Source organism: Umezawaea endophytica, from assembly GCF_025061645.1.
Lineage (GTDB): Bacteria > Actinomycetota > Actinomycetes > Mycobacteriales > Pseudonocardiaceae > Umezawaea > Umezawaea endophytica.
On sequence record NZ_JANYMP010000045.1, the window covers coordinates 22,782 to 43,504 of the forward strand.

At 70.1% G+C, this 20,723-nt stretch carries 17 protein-coding genes; 16 read left to right on the plus strand and 1 reads right to left on the minus strand.

Annotated features, from left to right (window positions below; translation table 11 throughout):
* Positions 1–308 precede the first annotated feature (308 nt).
* The 15 genes from NZH93_RS46720 (at position 309) to NZH93_RS46790 (ending at position 17,060) form a co-directional block, all read left to right on the plus strand.
* Positions 309–674: an NADH-quinone oxidoreductase subunit A gene (locus tag NZH93_RS46720; protein WP_259629823.1), complete on the plus strand. Its 366-nt coding sequence runs from the start codon at positions 309–311 to the stop codon at positions 672–674.
* Positions 675–695: 21 nt separating this feature from the next.
* Positions 696–1,247, plus strand: coding sequence for a NuoB/complex I 20 kDa subunit family protein (locus NZH93_RS46725; protein ID WP_259629824.1), 552 nt, complete (start codon positions 696–698; stop codon positions 1,245–1,247).
* Between the two features lie 7 nt (positions 1,248–1,254).
* A complete protein-coding gene (locus tag NZH93_RS46730; RefSeq protein WP_259629825.1) occupies positions 1,255–2,007 on the plus strand; it encodes an NADH-quinone oxidoreductase subunit C in 753 nt (250 codons plus the stop codon).
* Positions 2,008–2,183: 176 nt separating this feature from the next.
* Complete coding sequence (locus tag NZH93_RS46735; RefSeq protein WP_372507020.1) at positions 2,184–3,506, plus strand: NADH-quinone oxidoreductase subunit D; 1,323 nt, start codon at positions 2,184–2,186, stop codon at positions 3,504–3,506.
* Positions 3,503–4,252, plus strand: coding sequence for an NADH-quinone oxidoreductase subunit NuoE (nuoE, locus tag NZH93_RS46740; protein WP_259629827.1), 750 nt, complete (start codon positions 3,503–3,505; stop codon positions 4,250–4,252). The genes NZH93_RS46735 and nuoE overlap by 4 nt, the downstream gene beginning before the upstream one ends.
* A gap of 8 nt (positions 4,253–4,260) precedes the next feature.
* Positions 4,261–5,538 carry an NADH-quinone oxidoreductase subunit NuoF gene (gene nuoF, locus NZH93_RS46745; protein WP_259629828.1) on the plus strand — a complete coding sequence of 426 codons (1,278 nt, stop codon included), beginning with the start codon at positions 4,261–4,263 and terminating at the stop codon, positions 5,536–5,538.
* A complete protein-coding gene (locus tag NZH93_RS46750) occupies positions 5,538–7,979 on the plus strand; it encodes an NADH-quinone oxidoreductase subunit G (protein ID WP_259629829.1) in 2,442 nt (813 codons plus the stop codon). The genes nuoF and NZH93_RS46750 overlap by 1 nt, the downstream gene beginning before the upstream one ends.
* Complete coding sequence (gene nuoH / locus NZH93_RS46755) at positions 7,976–9,265, plus strand: NADH-quinone oxidoreductase subunit NuoH (RefSeq protein WP_259629830.1); 1,290 nt, start codon at positions 7,976–7,978, stop codon at positions 9,263–9,265. The genes NZH93_RS46750 and nuoH overlap by 4 nt, the downstream gene beginning before the upstream one ends.
* Positions 9,252–9,779: an NADH-quinone oxidoreductase subunit NuoI gene (gene nuoI, locus NZH93_RS46760; RefSeq protein WP_259629831.1), complete on the plus strand. Its 528-nt coding sequence runs from the start codon at positions 9,252–9,254 to the stop codon at positions 9,777–9,779. Before nuoH ends, nuoI begins: the two co-directional genes overlap by 14 nt.
* Before the next feature lie 32 nt (positions 9,780–9,811).
* Positions 9,812–10,660, plus strand: a complete 849-nt coding sequence (locus tag NZH93_RS46765; protein WP_259629863.1) for an NADH-quinone oxidoreductase subunit J — start codon at positions 9,812–9,814, stop codon at positions 10,658–10,660.
* A complete protein-coding gene (gene nuoK / locus NZH93_RS46770; protein WP_106187055.1) occupies positions 10,657–10,956 on the plus strand; it encodes an NADH-quinone oxidoreductase subunit NuoK in 300 nt (99 codons plus the stop codon). Before NZH93_RS46765 ends, nuoK begins: the two co-directional genes overlap by 4 nt.
* A gap of 10 nt (positions 10,957–10,966) precedes the next feature.
* On the plus strand, positions 10,967–12,904 hold the full coding sequence (nuoL, locus tag NZH93_RS46775) for an NADH-quinone oxidoreductase subunit L (RefSeq protein ID WP_259629832.1): 1,938 nt from the start codon (positions 10,967–10,969) through the stop codon (positions 12,902–12,904).
* Positions 12,901–14,466 (plus strand): NADH-quinone oxidoreductase subunit M, encoded by a 1,566-nt coding sequence (locus NZH93_RS46780; protein WP_259629833.1) that lies wholly within the window; start codon positions 12,901–12,903, stop codon positions 14,464–14,466. The genes nuoL and NZH93_RS46780 overlap by 4 nt, the downstream gene beginning before the upstream one ends.
* Before the next feature lies 1 nt (position 14,467).
* Entirely contained in the window at positions 14,468–16,033 is a 1,566-nt protein-coding gene (nuoN, locus tag NZH93_RS46785; protein ID WP_259629834.1) for an NADH-quinone oxidoreductase subunit NuoN, read from the plus strand.
* A gap of 19 nt (positions 16,034–16,052) precedes the next feature.
* Positions 16,053–17,060, plus strand: coding sequence for a polyprenyl synthetase family protein (locus NZH93_RS46790; protein ID WP_259629835.1), 1,008 nt, complete (start codon positions 16,053–16,055; stop codon positions 17,058–17,060).
* A gap of 30 nt (positions 17,061–17,090) precedes the next feature.
* Here the strand turns inward: NZH93_RS46790 and rarD are convergent, their stop codons facing one another.
* The gene (gene rarD, locus NZH93_RS46795; RefSeq protein ID WP_259629836.1) at positions 17,091–18,041 is read right to left on the minus strand and encodes an EamA family transporter RarD; all 951 of its coding nucleotides are present in this window, start codon (positions 18,039–18,041) and stop codon (positions 17,091–17,093) included.
* 196 nt (positions 18,042–18,237) lie between these two features.
* Here rarD and NZH93_RS46800 point away from each other — a divergent pair, with 196 nt between their 5' ends.
* On the plus strand, positions 18,238–20,685 hold the full coding sequence (locus NZH93_RS46800) for a sunset domain-containing protein (protein WP_259629837.1): 2,448 nt from the start codon (positions 18,238–18,240) through the stop codon (positions 20,683–20,685).
* Positions 20,686–20,723: the final 38 nt, after the last annotated feature.

Genomic DNA, 20,723 nt, shown 5'->3' on the forward strand with positions numbered 1-20,723 from the left:
GCGTCACCCGTGTGCAGCAGTCATTCCGCGTACTCCGCGACGTCGGCCGCCCCGGTGTCTCAAGAGGTCTCCAGGCCCAGGTCAGGGCCCTGCGAGGGGGTGCCTGTGGCACCTCTGTGTGACGTTCTACACTGGCCGACGGTCTTGTGAATCACTTCACAAGTCCCTGGCCCTGCTTGTGAACTGTTTCACAAGCTGGCCTCGGATTGTTAGGCGTGCCTTACCGGCAAGTCGGGCAAGAACACCCCTTAGGGTGCGGATCGGTCAGCGGTCGCAAGGTCGCGACAGCGAGGAAAGGACGACGGAGAGTGCTTCAGCCCTACCTCCCCCTCGTATTCATGTTCCTACTTGCCGGCGCGTTCGCGTTGTTCTCGGTGACGGCCGCGCCGTACATCGGGCCGCGGCGCTACAACCGGGCCAAGCTCGACGCCTACGAGTGCGGCATCGAGCCCTCACCGGCCCCGATCGTGGGCGGTGGCCGCATGCCGGTCGCCTACTACCTGACGGCCATGCTCTTCATCCTGTTCGACATCGAAATGGTGTTCCTCTACCCGTTCGCGGTTTCCGCGGACAAGCTCGGCATCTTCGGGCTGGTGGAGATCGCCCTGTTCGTCGCGACAGTCGGCTTCGCGTACGCCTACGTCTGGCGTCGCGGCGGCCTCGACTGGAACTAAGCACCGGGGAAGGCGACAGTCATGGGCCTCGAGGAGAAGCTCCCGAACGGCATCCTGCTGACCAGCGTGGAGAAGCTGGTCAACTGGACCCGCAAGTCCTCGCTGTGGCCTGCCACCTTCGGGCTGGCCTGCTGCGCGATCGAGATGATGACGACGGGTGGGCCGCGCTACGACCTCGCCCGCTTCGGCATGGAGGTCTTCCGGGCCTCGCCGCGCCAGGCCGACCTGATGATCGTGGCGGGTCGCGTGACCAACAAGATGGCGCCGGTGCTGCGGCAGATCTACGACCAGATGCCGGAGCCCCGCTGGGTGCTCGCGATGGGCGTCTGCGCGTCGACCGGCGGCATGTTCAACAACTACGCCGTCGTGCAGGGCGTGGATCACGTGGTCCCGGTCGACATGTACCTGCCGGGCTGCCCGCCGCGGCCGGAGATGCTGATCGACGCGATCCTCAAGATCCACGCCAAGATCATGGACGAACCGCTGGGCGCCGCCCGCGCCGCCGCGCTCCTGGAGAGCGGCTACGCCACGGACCTCATGCCGTCGTCCGAGCGTTTCGCGAAGAAGAAGTGAGCAGGCGATGAGGGAGCCAGGGGAAGAGAACTCCAGCGCGCAGCGACCCGCGGAGGACGGCTTGGAGCCGACCGCCGTGGCGCCCGCGGAGCCGAAGGCGCCGCTGGAGACCGGCAAGGCGCGCAAGGGCATGTTCGGCGTCACGGGCACCGGTGACACGTCGGGCTTCGGCGGACTCCGCCTGCCCGCGTACGTCGCGGCCCCCGCCGAGCGGCCCTACGGCGGCTGGTTCGACGAGTTCGTCGACGAGCTGCTCGGCGCCATGCGGGAGAAGGACATCCCGGCCGACGTGATCCAGCAGGTCACGATCGACCGCGGCGAGATCACCCTGTACGTCCGCCGCGAAGAGCTGGTCGCCCTGTGCGCCGTGCTCCGCAACGACCCCGCCCTGCGCTTCGAGCTGTGCAGCTCGGTGTCGGGCGTGGACTACGGCGCGGACGTCGCGGGCCGCCTGCACTCCGTCTACCACCTGACCTCGATGACCTACCGGCGGCGCATCCGCCTGGAGGTCTCGGTCGACGTGGACGACGCGCACATCCCCAGCGTGGTGTCGGTGTACCCGACCGCGGACTGGCAGGAGCGCGAGGCGTGGGACATGTTCGGGATCGTCTACGACGGCCACCCCGGTCTCACCCGCATCCTCATGCCGGACGACTGGGACGGGCACCCCCAGCGCAAGGACTACCCGCTCGGCGGGATCCCGGTGGAGTACAAGGGCGCGGAGATTCCCCCGCCAGACCAGAGGCGGTCTTACTCGTGAGCAGCGAAAACCAGGCGAACGCGGCGGACAAGGCGTACGAGGAGTCCCTCGGCGGCGGGACCCGCACCGAGTCGGTCTCCGACGCGTCGACCGGCACGGACACGAGCGCCGCGGGCAGCGACAGCCGCGACGCCGACGCGCGGGCCGGTGACGCGCGCGCCGACGAGGCCTCGACGATCGCCGCGGGCCCGTCCGTCGACGTCGCCGACTCCCGCCAGACCACCGAGGGCACCGTCTACACGGTGACCGGCGGCGACTGGGACGAGGTGCTCGCCGACGCGGCGGGTGACGAGCGCATCGTCATGAACCTCGGCCCGCAGCACCCGTCGACGCACGGCGTGCTCCGCCTGGTGCTGGAGCTGGAGGGCGAGTCGGTCACGCAGGCCCGGTCCGTCATCGGCTACCTGCACACCGGCATCGAGAAGAACCTGGAGTACCGCAACTGGACCCAGGGCGTCACGTTCGTGACGCGCATGGACTACCTGGCGCCGCTGCACAACGAGGCCGCCTACTGCATGTCCGTGGAGAAGCTGCTCGGCGTCGAGGTGCCGCAGCGGGCCCAGGTCATCCGGGTCCTGCTGATGGAGCTCAACCGGATCAGCTCGCACCTGGTGGCGCTGGCCACCGGCGGCATGGAGCTGGGCGCGCTGACCGGCATGACCGCGGGCTTCCGCGAGCGCGAAGAGGTGCTGCACCTGCTGGAGCACCTGACCGGCCTGCGGATGAACCACGCGTTCATCCGGCCCGGCGGTGTCGCGCAGGACCTGCCCGCGGACGCGGTCGAGAAGATCCGCTCGTTCCTGAAGATCATGGACAAGCGGCTCCCGGACTACGACAAGCTGCTCACGGGTCAGCCGATCTGGCGCAACCGCTTGGCGGGCGTGGGTTACCTGCCCGTCGACGCGTGCCTCGCGCTCGGCATCACCGGTCCGATCCTGCGGTCCGCGGGCCTCCCGTGGGACCTCCGCAAGGTCGAGCCGTACTCGGGCTACGAGACCTACGACTTCGACGTCCCCACGTCGAACGCGGCGGACAGCTTCGCGCGGTACCTGATGCGGGTCGAGGAGATCCACCAGTCGCTGCGGCTCGTCCGGCAGGCCGTCGACCGGCTGGAGCCGGGCCCGGTCATGGTCGAGGACGCCAAGATCGCGTGGCCCGCGCAGCTCACGATCGGCTCGGACGGCATGGGCAACTCGCTCGAGCACGTCCGCAAGATCATGGGCCAGTCGATGGAGTCCCTGATCCACCACTTCAAGCTGGTGACCGAGGGCTTCGACGTCCCCGCGGGCCAGGTCTACGTGCCGATCGAGTCGCCGCGCGGCGAACTCGGCTACCACGTGGTCTCCGACGGCGGCACGCGCCCGTTCCGCGTGCACGTGCGCGAACCAAGTTTCGTGAACCTCCAGTCGATGCCCGCGATGTGCGAGGGCGGCATGGTCGCCGACGTCATCGCCTCGGTGGCCTCTATCGACCCGGTGATGGGTGGTTGTGACCGATGACCCAGACTTCTGAACCGTCCACCGTGGACCTCAGCGTCTTCGGTGAGGACACCGTGGCGCGGGCTCAGCAGCTCATCTCGCGCTACCCGCTGTCGCGGTCGGCGCTGCTGCCGATGCTGCACCTCGTGCAGTCGGTCGAGGGCCACGTCAGCCAGGCGGGCATCGCGTTCTGCGCGGGCCAGCTCGACCTGACCAACGCCGAGGTCAGCGCCGTCGCGACCTTCTACACCATGTACAAGCGCCGCCCGTGCGGCGAGCACCTGGTCAGCGTGTGCACGAACACCCTGTGCGCGGCGCTGGGCGGCGACGCCATCTTCGCCAAGCTGCGCGAGCACCTGGGCAGCGAGGGCAAGCCGCTCGGCCAGGAGGAGACCTCGGGCGAGCCGGGTACGCCGGGCTCGATCACGCTGGAGCACGCCGAGTGCCTCGCGGCCTGCGACCTCGGCCCCGTCCTCCAGGTGAACTACGAGTTCTACGACAACCAGACGCCGGACAAGGCGCTGGAGCTCGTGACCGCGTTGCAGGCCGGGGAGAAGCCCGCGCCGACGCGTGGCGCTCCGCTCACCGACTTCCGCCAGGCCGAACTCCAGCTCGCCGGCTTCTTCGAGGGCCGCGAGTCCGACCTGGACGGCCCGTCGGCCGCCGCCGAGACGGTGCGGGGTGCCCGCATCGCCGCGGACAACGGCTGGACCGCACCGTCCATGTCGGACGACGTCGCTTTCCCGCCCCTCCCGGAAAAGAAGTAGGAGGCGTCGTGGTGGACAACCTGACCCCCGTGCTCACGAAGCGCTGGCTCTCGCCGCGCTCGTGGACGCTGAAGACCTACGAGCAGTTGGAGGGGTACACCGCGCTGCGCAAGGCGCTCGGCGCGCACCCGGACCAGATCATCCAGCAGTGCAAGGACTCCGGCCTGCGCGGCCGGGGCGGCGCGGGCTTCCCCACGGGCATGAAGTGGGGCTTCATCCCGCAGGGCGACGGCAAGCCGCACTACCTCGTCATCAACGCCGACGAGGGCGAGCCGGGCACCTGCAAGGACATCCCGCTGATGATGGCGGACCCGCACTCCCTCATCGAGGGCGTCATCATCACCTCGTACGCGATCCGGGCGAACTTCGCCGCGATCTACGTGCGCGGTGAGGCGCTGCACTGCATCCGCAGGCTCAACGGTGCCGTCCAGGAGGCGTACGCCGCCGGGTACCTCGGCAAGAACATCCTGGGCAGCGGGTTCGACCTCGACGTCGTCGTGCACGCCGGAGCGGGCGCGTACATCTGCGGCGAGGAGACGGCGCTGCTCGACTCGCTGGAGGGCAAGCGCGGCCAGCCGAGGCTGAAGCCGCCGTTCCCCGCGACCGCCGGGCTCTACGCGTCGCCCACCGTGGTGAACAACGTCGAGACCATCGCCAGCGTTCCCTTCATCGTCAACGGCGGCAGCGACTGGTTCCGCACCATGGGGCGCGAGCGCTCGCCCGGCCCGAAGATCTACTCGCTGTCCGGCCACGTCACGCGGCCCGGCCAGTACGAGGCGCCGATGGGCACCACGCTGCGCGAGCTGCTGGAGCTGGCGGGCGGCATGAAGGACGGCATCCCGCTGAAGTTCTGGACGCCGGGCGGCTCGTCCACCCCGCTGTTCACCGCGGACCACCTCGACGTGCCGCTGGACTTCGAAGGCGCGGCCGAGGCCGGTTCGATGCTCGGGACGACGGCGCTGCAACTGTTCAACGAGACCGTCTCGGTCCCGTGGGCGGTCATGAAGTGGACCGAGTTCTACAAGCACGAGTCGTGCGGCAAGTGCACCCCCTGCCGCGAGGGCACGTACTGGCTGGTCCAGATCCTCCAGCGGATGGTGGCGGGCAACGGCACCGCGAGCGACATCGACACGTTGCTCGACGTCTGCGACAACATCCTCGGCCGCTCGTTCTGCGCGCTGGGTGATGGCGCGGTCAGCCCGATCACCAGTGGCATCAAGTACTTCAAGGACGAGTTCCTCGCCCTGTGCGACAAGAACTCCGCTGTGTTGGCAGGAGCCCACTGATGACTTTGGCACCGGAGAAGAGCGAGGTCGCGGTCCCCGAGGGCCACGTCAAGCTCGTGATCGACGGCTTCGAGGTCGTCGCCCCCAAGGGTGAGCTGCTGATCCGCACGGCCGAGCGCCTCGGCATCGTCGTGCCGCGGTTCTGCGACCACCCGCTGCTGGAGCCCGCTGGCGCCTGCCGCCAGTGCCTCGTCGAGGTCGAGATGGGCGGTCGGCCGATGCCGAAGCCCCAGGCCTCGTGCACGATGACGGTCGCGGACGGCATGGTCGTGAAGACCCAGCTCACCTCGCCCGTCGCGGACAAGGCCCAGCAGGGTGTGATGGAGCTGCTGCTCATCAACCACCCGCTGGACTGCCCGATCTGCGACAAGGGCGGCGAGTGCCCGCTCCAGAACCAGGCGCTCAAGCACGGTCGCGCGGAGTCCCGCTTCCACGAGCACAAGCGCACGTTCCCGAAGCCGCTGCCGATCTCGACGCAGGTGCTGCTGGACCGCGAGCGCTGCGTGCTCTGCCAGCGCTGCACCAGGTTCTCCGCGCAGATCGCGGGCGACCCGTTCATCGAGCTGCTGGAGCGCGGTTCGCAGCAGCAGATCGGCGTGGCGGACGGCAAGCCGTTCCAGTCGTACTTCTCGGGCAACACCATCCAGATCTGCCCGGTGGGTGCGCTGACGAGCGCGGCGTACCGCTTCCGCGCCCGCCCGTTCGACCTCATCTCGACCCCGAGCGTCTGCGAGCACTGCTCGTCTGGCTGCGCCGAGCGCACCGACTGGCGGCGCGGCAAGGTGCAGCGCAAGCTCGCGGGCGACGACCCCGAGGTCAACGAGGAGTGGATCTGCGACAAGGGCCGCTTCGCCTTCCGCTACGCCACTTCCGCGGACCGCTTCACCCGTCCGCAGGTGCGCGACAAGGAAACCGGTGAGCTGCGTGAGACCTCGTGGACCGAGGCACTCCAGGTCGCCGCTGCCGGACTCGCCGCGGCGCGCGACGCCAAGGGCGTCGGCGTGCTCACCGGCGGTCGCCTGACCGTCGAGGACGCCTACGCCTACGCGAAGTTCGCCCGCGTCGCGCTGAAGACCAACGACGTCGACTTCCGGGCCCGCGCGCACTCGGCCGAGGAGCTGGAGTTCCTCACCAGCACGATCCTCGGTACGACTCCGGACAGCGGCGGCGTGACGTTCAAGGCCATCGAGAACGCGCCCGCCGTGCTGTGCGTCGCCTTCGAGCCGGAGGAGGAAGCGCCGATCGTCTTCCTGCGGCTGCGCAAGGCGGCCCGCCGCAAGACGAAGGTGTTCCACCTGGGCCAGTACACCTCGCCCGCCGTGGAGAAGACCTTCGGCACGCTGCTCGCCTGCGTCCCCGGCCAGGAGCCCGCCGCGCTGAACGGCCTGGCGGAGCACGCGGCCGACGTGGCCGAGGCGTTGGGCACCAGCGGTTCGGTGATCCTCGTCGGCGAGCGCGCCGCCGAGGTGCCCGGCCTGTTCTCCGCGGTGGCCCGGCTCGCCGAGTCCACCGGCGCGAAGGTCGCGTGGATCCCGCGCCGCGCGGGCGAGCGAGGTGCGCTCGAAGTGGGCGCCGTGCCGAACCTGCTGCCCGGCGGCAGGCTCGTCAGCGACGCCGTCGCCCGCGCCGAGGTCGAGAAGGCCTGGGGCCTGGTGGCGGGCACGCTGCCGACCCGCGCGGGCCGCGACACCAACGGCATCCTGGTCGCCGCGGCGAGCGGTGGCCTGGACGCGCTGGTCGTCGCGGGTGTCGACCCGTTCGACCTGCCGGACCCCGGTCTCGCCGAGCGCGCGCTGGAGTTCGCGGGCTTCGTGGTCTCCCTGGAACTGCGCCCGAGCGCGGCGACCGCCCACGCGGACGTCGTCCTCCCGATCGCCCCGGCGGTCGAGAAGTCGGGCAGCTTCCTGAACTGGGAGGGCCGTCGCCGCGACTTCGGCACCACGCTCGAGGGCACCGGCGCGCTGCCGGACTGCCGGGTGCTCGACACCCTGGCCGTCGAGATGGACTCCGACCTGTTCACCCAGACCCCCGCCGCGGCGGCCGCGGACCTCGACCGCCTCGGCTCCAACGTCGCGGAGTTCTCGGCGCCCACGGTGCCCGCGCCGCTGCTCGTGCAGCCCAAGGAGGGCCAGGCCGTTCTCGCGACCTGGCGCCGGATGCTGGACAACGGCTCGCTCCAGGACGACGAGCCGAACCTCGCGGGCACCGCCCGCCCGGTGGTGGCGAAGGTGTCCGCGAACACCGCCGTGAAGCTCGGCCTGGAACTGGGCGCCGACATCACCGTGTCGACCGAGCGCGGGTCGGTGACGCTGCCCGTCGAGGTCGCGGACCTGCCGGACGGCGTCGTCTGGCTGCCCGGCAACTCGGGCCCGGTCACCGTGCGCCGCAACCTCGTCGCGGGCCACGGTTCGCTCGTGGCCGTAGCTGGAGGAAAGGCATGACCACCGCCGAACTTCTCGCGGACGACCCGATCTGGATCATCCTGATCAAGGTCGTCGGGATCTTCGCGTTCCTCGTCGTCATGACGCTGTTCATGATCAACTGGGAGCGCAAGGTCGTCGCGCGGATGCAGCAGCGCCCCGGCCCCAACCGCGTCGGCCCCAACGGCTGGCTCCAGTCGTTGGCGGACGGCCTGAAGCTGGCGTTCAAGGAGGACATCCGCCCGGTCCTCGCGGACAAGTGGGTGTTCTTCCTCGCGCCGGTGATCTCCTGCATCCCCGCGTTCGTGGCGTTCTCGGTCATCCCGATCGCGGGCGAGGTCTCGCTGTTCGGCGAGAAGACCTCGCTCCAGTTGGTCGACCTCCCGGTCGGCGTGCTGGTCGTGCTGGCCTGCTCCTCGATCGGCGTCTACGGCATCGTGCTCTCCGGCTGGGCCTCCGGCTCGCCGTACCCGCTGCTGGGCGCCCTGCGCTCGGCGGCGCAGGTGATCTCCTACGAGATCGCGATGGGCCTGTCGATCGTCGGCGTCGTGATGTTCTCGCACTCCATGTCCACCTCGGACATCGTGCAGGCGCAGAGCAACCTCTGGTTCGTGGTGCTGCTCTTCCCGAGCTTCGCGATCTACGTCATCTCCATGGTCGGCGAGACCAACCGCGCGCCCTTCGACCTCCCCGAGGCCGAGTCCGAGCTGGTCGGCGGTTTCCACACCGAGTACAGCTCGCTGAAGTTCGCGCTGTTCTTCCTCGCCGAGTACGTGAACATGGTGACGGTCTCCGCGCTCGCGACCACGCTGTTCCTCGGCGGGTACCAGGCGCCCTGGGGCGGCGAGTTCATGAACACGGGCTGGTGGGGCCTCCTGTGGTTCGTCGCCAAGACCCTCTTCTTCCTGTTCCTCTTCATCTGGCTGCGCGGCACGCTGCCCCGCATGCGCTACGACCAGTTCATGCGGCTGGGCTGGAAGGTCCTCGTCCCGATCAGCCTCGTGTGGATCGTGGCCGTCGCACTCGTGCGCGCACTGAACAACTCGGGCGGGTTCAGCCAGAGCCAGTTCCTGACGATCTTCGGCGTCGTGCTCGGCGTCCTGGTGCTGCTCTCGCTGCTGCTGCCGGACCGCAAGGTCGAGGAAGACCCGAACGCGGTCCCGATCACCGGCGGCGGGTACCCCGTGCCACCACTGGACCTGGAAGTCCCCAAGGCGCCGACGCGACGCACCCCGGTCGTCGCGCGTCTCCCCAAGGAACCCGTTGCGGTAACAGCATCGAAGGAGGCCAGCGATGGGGATGTTTGATCCCATCAAGGGCTTCGGCGTCACCTTCGGAACGATGTTCAAGAAGGTCGTCACCGAGGAGTACCCCGAGGTCAAGAAGGTCACCGCACCGCGGTTCCACGGGCGGCACCAGCTCAACCGGCACCCCGACGGCCTGGAGAAGTGCGTCGGCTGCGAGCTGTGCGCGTGGGCCTGCCCGGCGGACGCGATCTTCGTCGAAGGTGGTAACAACACCGACGAGGAGCGTTATTCCCCCGGCGAGCGGTTCGGCGCCGACTACCAGATCAACTACCTGCGCTGCATCGGCTGCGGCCTCTGCATCGAGGCCTGCCCGACCCGTTCGCTCACCATGACGAACGAGTACGAGCTGGCCGACGACAGCAGGCAGAAGCTGATCTTCACGAAGGAAGACCTGCTCGCCCCGCTGCTGCCCGGCATGGAGCAGCCGCCGCACCCGATGCGGCTCGGCGACAACGAGCAGGACTACTACGTGAACGGGCCCGCGCTCGCACGCCAGTCGGAGGCCGGGCAGTGAGCCTTCTCAACCTGGCGCAGGACTTCCTCGCCGTGGCACAACCCGCGACCGAGCCCGCCACCGCGGCTCCGGACGTCGTCACCACCGGTGAGGCGGTCGCGTTCTGGATCCTCGGGCCGCTGTCGCTCGCGGGCGCGCTCGGGATGCTGTTCGCCCGCAACGCCGTGCACTCCGCGCTGTGGCTGGTGCTGACGATGCTCAGCCTCGGTGTCCTCTACATGGTCCAGCAGGCGCCGTTCCTCGGCTTCGTGCAGATCATCGTGTACACCGGCGCGATCATGATGCTGTTCCTCTTCGTGCTGATGCTCGTCGGCAGGGACAGCTCCGACTCGATCGTCGAGGTGCTGCGCGGGCAGCGGCTCGCCGCCGCCGTGCTCGGCGTCGGCTTCGCCGGACTGGTCGTCGGCTCGCTCGCCCAGGCCTTCACCCGCGTCGACTCGGTCGGCCTCGCGGCGGTGAACTCCTCCGGCGGCGGCAACGTCGCCAACATCGGCGAGGCGCTGTTCACCAAGTACCTCTTCGTCTTCGAGCTCACGTCGGCGCTGCTGATCACGGCGGCCGTCGGCGCGATGGTCCTGGCGTACTCGGACCGGCACGGCAAGGGCGAGAAGAAGACCCAGCGCGAGCTGGTCGAGGAGCGCTTCAAGGGCGACCGCCCCGGCTCCCTCCCCGGCCCCGGTGTCTTCGCCACGGCGAACTCGGTGGCCACGCCCGCGCTGCTCCCCGACGGTTCCGTCGCGGAGGAGTCGCTGTCGGCCCTCATCGAGACGACCACCAAGGAACGCCTCGCGGACGACGTCGCCGACGTGGCCGGGACGGCCCACCAGGCCGACGCCCACGCGCTCACCGGTTCCGCCCCGTCGAAGGAGGGGGACAAGTGACCCCGACCTACTACCTGCTCCTGTCCGCGCTGCTGTTCAGCCTCGGCGCGGTGGGCGTTCTGGTGCGGCGCAACGCAATCGTCGTGTTCATGTGCGTCGAGCTGATGCTCAACGCGGTGAACCTCACGCTGGTCACGTTCTCCCGCATGCACGGGGAGCTCGACGGCCAGGTGATGGGTTTCTTCGTGATGGTCGTGGCAGCCGCCGAGGTCGTGGTGGGCCTGACGATCATCATGTCGATCTTCCGCACGCGTCGCTCGGCCTCGGTCGACGATTCCAACCTGCTGAAGTACTGAGAGGTCACCGGTGACGGAATCAGTTGCCGCCAGCGGGCTCGCGAGCTTCGCCTGGTTGCTGCTAGCCCTGCCCGCGTTCGGTGCGGCCGTGCTGCTGCTGGCTGGCAAGCGGGCCGACAAGTGGGGCCACCTGCTGGGCTGCGCCACGATCATCGCGGCGTTCGGCTACGGGCTCGCGCTGTTCTTCACGACCCTGGGTCAGGGTCCCGAGGAGCGCACGAGCGATCTCCACCTGTTCGACTGGATCCCGGTCGGCGCGCTGGACGTCGAGTTCGGCCTGCGGATCGACCCGCTGTCGTTGACGTTCGTGCTGCTGATCACCGGTGTCGGGTCCCTGATCCACATCTACTCCATCGGCTACATGGCGCACGAGGAGGGCAGGCGCAAGTTCTTCGCCTACCTGAACCTCTTCGTGTCGGCGATGCTGCTCCTGGTGCTGGGCAACGGGTTCGTGACGCTGTACTTCGGCTGGGAGGGTGTGGGCCTCGCCTCGTACCTGTTGATCGGCTGGTACCAGTACAAGCCGGAAGCGGCCTCCGCGGCGAAGAAGGCGTTCCTGATGAACCGGGTCGGTGACCTGGGTCTCGCCATCGCGATCTTCATCATGTTCAAGGAGTTGGGCACCACCACGTACAGCGAGGTGTTCGCGCGGGTGGACGAGCTGTCGTCCGGTTCGATCCTCGCGATCACGCTGCTGCTCCTGCTCGGCGCCTGCGGCAAGTCGGGCCAGTTCCCGCTCCAGGCCTGGCTCCCGGACGCGATGGCCGGTCCGACCCCCGTGTCGGCGCTGATCCACGCGGCGACGATGGTGACCGCGGGCGTGTACCTCATCGCCCGCTCGAACCCGCTCTACAACCTCAGCGCGGACGGCCGACTGGTCGTGATGATCATCGGTGGCGTCACGCTGCTGATCGGCTGCATCATCGGCTGCGCGTACGACGACTTCAAGAAGGTCCTCGCGTACTCGACGGTCAGCCAGATCGGCTACATGATCCTGGCCGTCGGCCTCGGCCCGGTCGGCTACGCGCTGGGCATCATGCACCTGCTGACGCACGGCTTCTTCAAGGCCGGGCTGTTCCTCGGCGCCGGTTCGGTCATGCACGGCATGAACGACGAGGGCAACATCCGCCGGATGGGCGGGCTCGCGAAGTACATGCCCGTCACGTTCGCGACGTGGGCGCTCGGCTACCTGGCGCTGATCGGCATCCCGCCGTTCTCCGGCTTCTTCTCCAAGGACGCCATCATCGCCGCCGCCTTCGGCGAGCCGGGCTGGCGCGGGTACGTGTTCGGCGGTGTCGCCCTGCTGGGCGCCGCGCTGACCGCGTTCTACATGACCCGCCTGCTGATCCTGGTCTTCCTCGGCAAGCCGCGCTGGAAGGAGCTCAAGACCAGCGAGGACGGTCGCGAGTACCACCCGCACGAGTCGCCGTGGTCGATGAAGATCCCGATGATCGTGCTGGCCGTCGGCTCCGTCGGCGCCGGTTTCTTCCTGGAGAACGGCGAGCGCCTCGCGGGCTGGCTGGAGCCGACCCTCGGCCCGTTGCAGGAGACGCACGGCGTGCTCGACCACACGATGGTCGCCATCCTCAGCGTCGGCCTGTCGCTGGTGGGCGTCGCGCTCGCGTTCCTGCTGTTCGGCCGCAAGCCGCAGCCGACCGCGCGCCCGCTGCGCGTGTCGTTCCCGGTCCGCGCCGCGCGCGCCGACCTGTACGGCAACGCGCTCAACGAGGCGCTGTTCGCGCGGCCGGGCACCTGGCTGACCCGCGCGCTCGTGTTCGTGGACAACAAGGGCGTCGACGGTCTCGTCAACGGGACCGCCGCGCTGCTCGGCGGTAGCTCCGGCCGGTTGCGCCGTCTCCAGACCGGTTTCGTGCGCTCGTACGCGCTCTCCATGCTCCTGGGCGCGATCTGCGTGCTGGGCGCGCTTCTGATGGTGAGGTTCTCGTGAGCTGGACGCTGATCGCGCTGCTCCTGCTGCCGCTGGTCGGCAGCGTGGTGGTGGCCTTCCTGCGGGGGAACGACCGGACCGCGAAGTTCGTCGCGCTCGGGTTCTCGCTCGTGGAACTCGCGCTGGCGGTCGTCGCCTGGGTGGCGTACGACCCGTCGTCGAGCGCCCGGTTGCAACTGACCAGCTCGGCCGAGTGGATCCCGACCTTCGGGGTGCACCTGTCGTTCGGCGTCGACGGCATCGCGCTGGTGATGATCGCGCTGATCGCCTTCCTGATGCCCGTCGTCATCGGCGGCGCCTGGTCGGACAAGCTGCCGGAGGGCCGCAGCGCGAGCGGGTTCTTCTCGCTCCTGCTGGCGATGCAGACCGGCATGGTCGGCGTGTTCGCCGCGACCGACGTGTTCGTGTTCTACGTGTTCTTCGAGGCCGTCCTCGTCCCGATGTACTTCCTGATCGGCCGCTTCGGCGGCCCGAACCGGCAGTACGCGGCGATGAAGTTCTTCCTCTACTCGCTGCTGGGCGGGCTGATCATGCTCGCGTCGGTGATCGGCCTGTACGTCACCAGCGCGGACAAGCTGGGCCAGGGCACGCTCGACTGGGCCACGCTCGTCACGGTCATGAAGGACGCGCCGACGTCCACGCAGATCTGGCTGTTCCTCGGGTTCTTCATCGCCTTCGCGATCAAGGCCCCGCTGGTGCCGCTGCACACCTGGCTGCCGGACGCCGGTGCCGAGGCGCCCGTCGGCGCCGGTGTGCTGCTCGTCGGCATCCTGGACAAGATCGGCACGTTCGGCTTCCTGCGCTACTGCCTGCCGCTGTTCCCGGCGGCCAGCAAGGAACTCGCGCCCGTCGTGCTGTCGCTCGCGGTCGTCGGCATCATCTACGGCTCGTTGCTCGCGGTCGGCCAGACGGACATGAAGCGGTTCGTCGCGTACACCTCGATCGCCCACTTCGGCTTCATCGCGCTGGGCATCTTCGCGTTCAGCTCGCAGGCGGGCACCGGCGCGGTGCTGTACATGGTCAACCACGGCATCTCGACCGGCATGCTGTTCCTGGTCGTGGGCATGGTGATGTCGCGCGGCGGCTCCCGCCTCATCCAGGACTACGGCGGCATGGCGAAGCTGACCCCGGTGCTGGGCGGCCTGTTCTTCGTGGCCGGTCTGTCCTCGCTTGCGCTGCCCGGCACGAACTCGTTCGTGAGCGAGTTCCTGGTGCTCATCGGCTCGTACCCCAACCAGCCGGTGTTCACCATCGTCTCCACGCTCGGCATGGTGCTCGCCGCCCTGTACGTGCTGTGGGTCTACCAGCGGGTCTTCCAGGGCCCGGTGCGCGGCACGGCGCTGCTGTCCGTGGCGGGCGGCCCTGGAACCGCGAAGGACCCCGAGCGGTCCGGGATCAAGGACCTGGACAAGCGGGAGATCGCCGTGCTGGCGCCGCTGGTGGCCCTGATCCTCGTGCTCGGGTTCTACCCGAAGCCGGTGTTGGACGTGATCACCCCGTCGATCGGGGCGACGTTGAGCGAGGTCGGCGTGACCGACCCGGTCGCGCAGGAAGGCAAGTGACGTGAAGTTCCTCGCCCAGATTCAGCCGATCGATCCGCCGGAGATCCTCTACGGCGCCATCGCCCCGGTCCTGATCGTGCTCGGCGCCGCCTGCGTCGCCGTGCTGTTCGAGGCTTTCCTGCCGAAGCACCAGCGGTGGGCGGCGCAGGTCGTCCTGACCATGCTCGCCCTCGTCGCCGCCGGTGGCGCGCTCGGCATCTACGCGGCCGGTGAGGACAACAAGCCCCAGGGCGTGACCACGCTGTCGGAGGCCATCGCGGTCGACCGCCCGGTGATCTTCCTCTGGGTCACGCTGCTGCTGCTGGCGTTCGGCTCGGTCCTGCTGATCGCGGACCGGTCCGTCGAGCCCGGCGGCGCGTTCGTCGCCGACGCCGCGGTCCGCCCCGGCACGGTCCAGGACCGCGCGCAGGCGTCCCGCACGGGCATGCAGACCGAGGTCTTCCCGCTGACGCTGTTCGCGCTCTCCGGGATGATGGTGTTCGTCGCGGCGAACGACCTGCTGACGATGTTCATCGCGCTGGAAGTGCTGTCGCTGCCGCTGTACCTGATGTGCGGTCTCGCGCGGCGCCGTCGCCTGCTCTCGCAGGAGGCGGCGGTCAAGTACTTCCTGCTCGGCGCGTTCGCCTCGGCGTTCTTCCTCTACGGCCTCGCGCTGCTCTACGGCTACGCGGGCTCCGTGAAGCTGGCCGACATCGCGACCGCAACGGCGGGCAGCGACAAGTCCGACACGCTGCTGTTCGCGGGCTTCGGCCTGCTGGTCGTGGGCCTGCTGTTCAAGGCCTCCGTCGGCCCGTTCCACGCGTGGACCCCGGACGTCTACCAGGGCGCTCCGACGCCCATCACGGCGTTCATGGCGGCCTGCACGAAGGTCGCGGCCTTCGGCGGCATCCTGCGCGTCCTGACGGTCGCGTTCGAGCGGACCAACTGGGAGTGGCGGGGCGTCCTGTGGGGCGTCGCCGTGGCCTCGATGGTCATCGGCGCGGTGCTCGGCCTCACCCAGACCGACGTGAAGCGCATGGTCGCGTACTCCTCGGTGGCGCACGCGGGCTTCCTGCTGATCGGGTCGATCTCGCTGACCGAGCAGGGCCTGTCCGGCACGCTGTTCTACCTGCTGGCCTACGGCTTCACCACGATCGCCGTGTTCGGCGTGATCAGCCTGGTGCGCAACGCCGACGGCGAAGCGACCCACCTGTCCCAGTGGGCGGGGCTCGCGAAGAGGTCCCCGGTGCTCGCGGGCGTCTTCACGTTCCTGCTCCTCGCGTTGGCGGGCATCCCCCTGACGAGTGGTTTCGTGGGCAAGTTCGTGGTGTTCGCGGCGGCCATCGAGGACGGCCTCGCGCCGCTCGTGGTGGTCGCGCTGGTGGCCAGCGCGGTGGCGGCGTTCTTCTACCTGAGGGTCATCGTCCTCATGTACTTCAGCGAACCCGCGCCCGACGGCCCGACGGTGACCGTGCCCGGCGCGTTCACCACGGTGGCGATCACCCTGGGCGCGGCGATCACGCTCGTCCTGGGCGTCTGGCCCTCCTTCGCCCTCGATTGGGCGGGGGCAGGCGGCTTCATCTTCTAGTGGTACGTAGGCTTCAAGGGTGACCAGTAGCGAGCAGGTGGGGACAGGGTTCCAGTTCGTCGACCCTGTGCTGGCGGAGGTGGTGCAGGACGGCCTCGCCGAGGTGGAGGAGCTGCTGCGCAGAGTCGTGCAGAGCGAGTTCCACCCGGTGATGGAGACGTCCCTGCACCTCGTGGACGCGGGCGGCAAACGGATTCGCCCGCTGTTCACCCTGATCGCCTCCCAGTTCACCGGGGCGTGGGACCGGGAGAACGTCATCAAGGCGGCCGCGGTCGTCGAGTTGACGCACCTCGCGACGCTCTACCACGACGACGTGATGGACGAGGCGACCATGCGGCGGGGCGCGGTCAGCGCCAACGCCAAGTGGGACAACAGCATCGCCATCCTGACCGGTGACTACCTGTTCGCGCACGCGTCGGCGCTCACCGCCGACCTGGGCACGGTGGCGGCGCGGATCATCGCGGAGACGTTCTCCGAGCTGGTCACCGGTCAGATGCGCGAGACGATGGGTCCTCGCGAGGGCGAGGACCCCGTCGAGCACTACCTCAAGACCATCAAGGAGAAGACGGGGTCGCTCATCGCGACCGCGGCGCGCTTCGGCGCGATGTTCTCCGACATGGACGAGGAGCAGACCGACGCGCTGCGCGCCTACGGCGACGTGATCGGGGCGGCGTTCCAGATCTCCGACGACGTGATCGACATCGCGTCGCCGACGGAGGAGTCGGGCAAGACGCCCGGCACGGACCTGCGCGAGGGCGTGAAGACGCTCCCGATGCTGTACGCGCTGGCCGAGCCCGGTGCCGAGAGCACCAGGCTGGGGCGGCTGCTGGCCGCTCCCCTCACCGACGACGCCGAGGTCGACGAGGCGCTCGCGCTGCTGCGGGAGTCGTCCGGCCTGGTGAAGGCCCGCACGACGTTGGACGAGTACGCCGACGAGGCCCGCGCCGCGCTGGGCAAGCTGCCCGCCTGTTCCGCCCGCGACGCGCTGGAGTCGCTCAGCGAGTACGTCGTCGCCCGTTCGCACTGACCCCGAGGCCGCCGCCGGGACCTCCGGGTCCTAGCGGCACTCGGGAGCGGGGTCGACCGCCGCGTCCCGGCGCGCCCGGTGCCCCGCGCGGGCCGCGTCGAGCGTGAACACCAGCAGCGCGACCCACACCAGGGCGAAGCCCAGCCAGCGGACCGGCGTCATGGTCTCGTGCATCACGAACACGCCCCAGCAGAACTGGAGCACCGGCGTCAGGTACTGGAGCATCCCCAGGGTGCTCAGCGGCACCTTCCGCGCCGCGGCGCCGAACAGCATCAGCGGCACGGCCGTGACCACGCCCGCCGACGCCAGCAGCAGCGCGTGCCCGACCCCGTGGCTGGTGAACGTGCCCACGCCGGTCACGCCCAGCCAGACCAGGTAGCCGATGGCGAGCGGGGCCAGCACGATGCTCTCGCCGGTGAGGCTGGTGGTGGAGTCCAGCGGGACGGTCTTCTTGAGCAGCCCGTAGAGGCCGAACGAGCAGGCCAGCGTCAGCGAGAGCAGCGGCAGCGAGCCGTAGTCGACGGCCAGCACGACGACCGCCACCACGGCGATCCCCAGCGCGGCGACCTGCGGCAGCCGCAGCCGTTCCCTCAGCACCAGCACGCCGAGCAGGACGCTGACCAGCGGGTTGATGAAGTAGCCGAGGGAGGCCTCCACGACGTGGGAGGTGTTCACGGCGTAGATGTAGAAGCCCCAGTTGATCGCGATCAGCACCGAGGCGCCCGCGACCATCAGCCAGCCCTTGGCCGACAGGCGGCGCAGCACGCCCCACTGGCCGAGCGCGAGGGTGATGCCCGCCATCACCACGAGTGACCACACGACCCGGTGGGCCAGCGTCTCGACCGAGGAGGCGGGGAGAAGGAGGGGCCAGTACGCGGGGACGACACCCCAGAGCCCGTACGCGCCCACCCCGTAGGCGATGCCCCGATCGGGGCGGTGAACTTCCACCGAAGTGGTGGCCGGGTTGGTCAACGATGGCACTCGCCGCACTCTACGCCGCGACGTGGATCGCTTTGACCTGGTCAGTTGCGTCGAGTGGCCTAGTATCGACAGATCCGTGCGCGAGTGGACGGCCGACCGCGCTTGACCGCGAGGTCAGGGTAGTTTGGCACCGCTTCCACTACCGGGTGAACAGCTCGGCGTGCGGAGCGCGTCGAGGCGTAACAGGACTTGCCAGTTGGAGGAACTTCCAGTGGTGTCGCTCTTCGGGCAGGTCTGGCTGTGGAGCCTGCTGTCCTTCGTGGCCGGTGTGCTGGTGACCTGGCTGGTGCAGGTTCGACCGGCCAAGCAGCGGCTCGCCGAGTTGGAGGCGAACAGGCTCAGCGCCCCAGCCGGACCCGCGAGGTCGCAGCCCCAGGCCCCGCCTTCACCGGTGTCGTCGCCGATGCGCGACGAGGAGTTCGACGACTGGCACGTCGGTGCCCGCGCGAACTCCGACCCGCTGCTGGCCGTGCCGCCGCCGGTGCCGGACCAGATGTGGCCGCAGGGCCCCGGCCAGGAGGCCTACGAGCAGCCGCGGGCCTACGAGCCGCCGCGCCCTGCGGAACCGCCGCGCCCGCTGGAGCCGCAGCGCCTGGTCGAGCCGCCCCGGTCGATGGACCCCCCGCCCGCGTTCAACGCCTCCGAGCAGGTGAACAACGACGTCGGCGCGTTCGTGCCGGCGAGCGCGTTCGGCAGGCCGATGGAGCCCGAACCCGAGCCGCAGCCGGAGCCGGACTACGACGAGCTGCCCCCGGCGCTCACCCGCATCCCGGAGAACTCCGAGCCGACGCGCGTCGTCGAGCCCGTGGACGTGCCGGAGGAGGAGAAGCCGCGCAGCCTGTTCCAGCGGCTCGCCCCCGAGGAGGTCCAGGCCGAGCCCGTCCCGCTGAACCCGGAGCAGGAGTCGACGGTCTTCCGGCGCGCGGACCTGGACGAGCAGCCCGACGTGCCCGAGATCCCCGCGGACCGCACCCGCTACCTGCCGCCGGTCGCCCCGGACCTCGCCCCGGCGGTGGAGGAGCCGACCGCGCCGCCGGAGGTCGAGGAGTGGCACCCGCGCGAGGTGTGGCGCGAGGAGGAGGAAGAGCGGCCCGACGTCGACGAGTCCGCCGAGCCCGCCGAGTCCGTGCACGAGGCCGAGCTGCTGGACGAGCGCGAAGAGGACTTCGCCGCCGACGACACCGTTCCCGCCGCCGACCCGGCCGAGGGCTCGGTCCCCGCCGAGACGGCTGCCGAGGAGACCTCGGTCATCCCCGCGGGTGAACTCCAGCGGGCCCTCGACGCCGCCGACGCCGCGAGTGCCGCTGAGGCCGCGAGCGCCTCGGCGGCCGCCGACGCCCGTCGGGAAGCCGAACGCGAGTCGTGGCCCGAGCACAGCCTGACCGGCCAGTTCCCGATCGTCACCGACGACATCGCCTCCAGCAAGGGGCAGCTCGGCGTCGAGCTGGACGACCCGGACTACCGCCGCGACGACCCGGACGAGCCCACCGGGACGCCCGCGGCCGACCCGCCCGTCGCCGAGTCGCCCGTGGCTGAACCGCTCGTCGTCGAACCACCCGTCACCGAGTCGCGGGACGCCGAGTCGCGCGGTGCCGACTTCCGCGCCGCCCAGGCCGCTCCGCGCGGGGCCGACGCCCAGGGGACCACCTCCCGTGGCGAGTCGGGTGACGCGGAGTCGCGCGGCACTGATTTCCGCGCTGCTCAGGCGGGTGACGCCGGTTCGCGTGACGAGTCGCGCGAGACCGATTTCCGCGCCGTCCAGGAAGCCGCGTTGCGCGCTGCCGAGGTCGCCCCCGCGGCCCGCGCTGCCGAGCCCGTCCAGCCCGCGGCCCAGGAACCCCGCCCGGCCACCGGGTTCCCGCCGGTCGAGCCGCGTTCCGCCGAGCCGGAGCAGCCCGCCGCAGAGGCCCCGGCGGCAACCCCGGCCGAGCCCGCCGACTTCTTCCCGACCAAGCAGGAGCCCGTCGAGACCCCGGCGGTCGAGAAGCGCCCGGCCGCCGCGAACTTCTTCGCGCCCCAGCAGGCCGAGGCCGCCGCACCGCCCGCGCCGAAGGCGTCGAAGTCCGCTCCGGCCCAACCGGCCGCCGAGCGCCCCAGGTCGCTGTTCGAGCCCATCCTGGACGAGTCGGACGACGACCCGCAGCCCCAGGAGACCGTCCGGCAGCTACCGCCGACGGACGACCAGCCGTTCGTGCCGACCCTGGCGCCGGAACTGCTGGCGCGCGGCTCCAACGGCCTCCCGGTGCGTCCGCAGCGCCCGGCGGGCGGTCCGCCGCCCATGACGTCCCCGCCGCTGCTGGGGCCGCCGCAGCCGGTCGCCCAGCCTCCTCTCCCGAAGAAGCCGCTCCGGCCCCGTCCGGTGGGTTTCAGCCCGTCCACGGGCGGTCGCAGCGAGGCGCCCGCGCCGGTCGCGCCCAGGTTCCAGCAGCCGGAGGGCTTCAACCCGCGCTCGCCGTTCGGTCCGGGGTCGGTGCTGCCCAAGTCCGACGGCCACGCGCCCGCCGCCGACTTCGAGGTGAAGGCGACCCTGACCGGCCGCCGCTACTTCCGGCCCGGCTCGTCCGACTTCGACGGCACCAGGGCCGACGTCTGGTTCCGCACCGAGGCCGACGCCCAGAAGGCCGGTTTCCGCCCGGCCCAGTAGCTCGAACGGAAAAGGCCCCCTCCACCGCGGTGGAGGGG

Excerpts from the sequence above, each read along its gene's own strand:
- NZH93_RS46725 (WP_259629824.1), top strand. The coding sequence starts at position 696 with ATGGGCCTCGAGGAGAAGCTCCCGAACGGCATCCTGCTGACCAGCGTG.
- NZH93_RS46730 (WP_259629825.1), top strand. The coding sequence starts at position 1,255 with ATGAGGGAGCCAGGGGAAGAGAACTCCAGCGCGCAGCGACCCGCGGAG.
- nuoE (WP_259629827.1), top strand. The coding sequence starts at position 3,503 with ATGACCCAGACTTCTGAACCGTCCACCGTGGACCTCAGCGTCTTCGGT.
- NZH93_RS46750 (WP_259629829.1), top strand. The coding sequence starts at position 5,538 with ATGACTTTGGCACCGGAGAAGAGCGAGGTCGCGGTCCCCGAGGGCCAC.
- nuoH (WP_259629830.1), top strand. The coding sequence starts at position 7,976 with ATGACCACCGCCGAACTTCTCGCGGACGACCCGATCTGGATCATCCTG.
- nuoI (WP_259629831.1), top strand. The coding sequence starts at position 9,252 with ATGGGGATGTTTGATCCCATCAAGGGCTTCGGCGTCACCTTCGGAACG.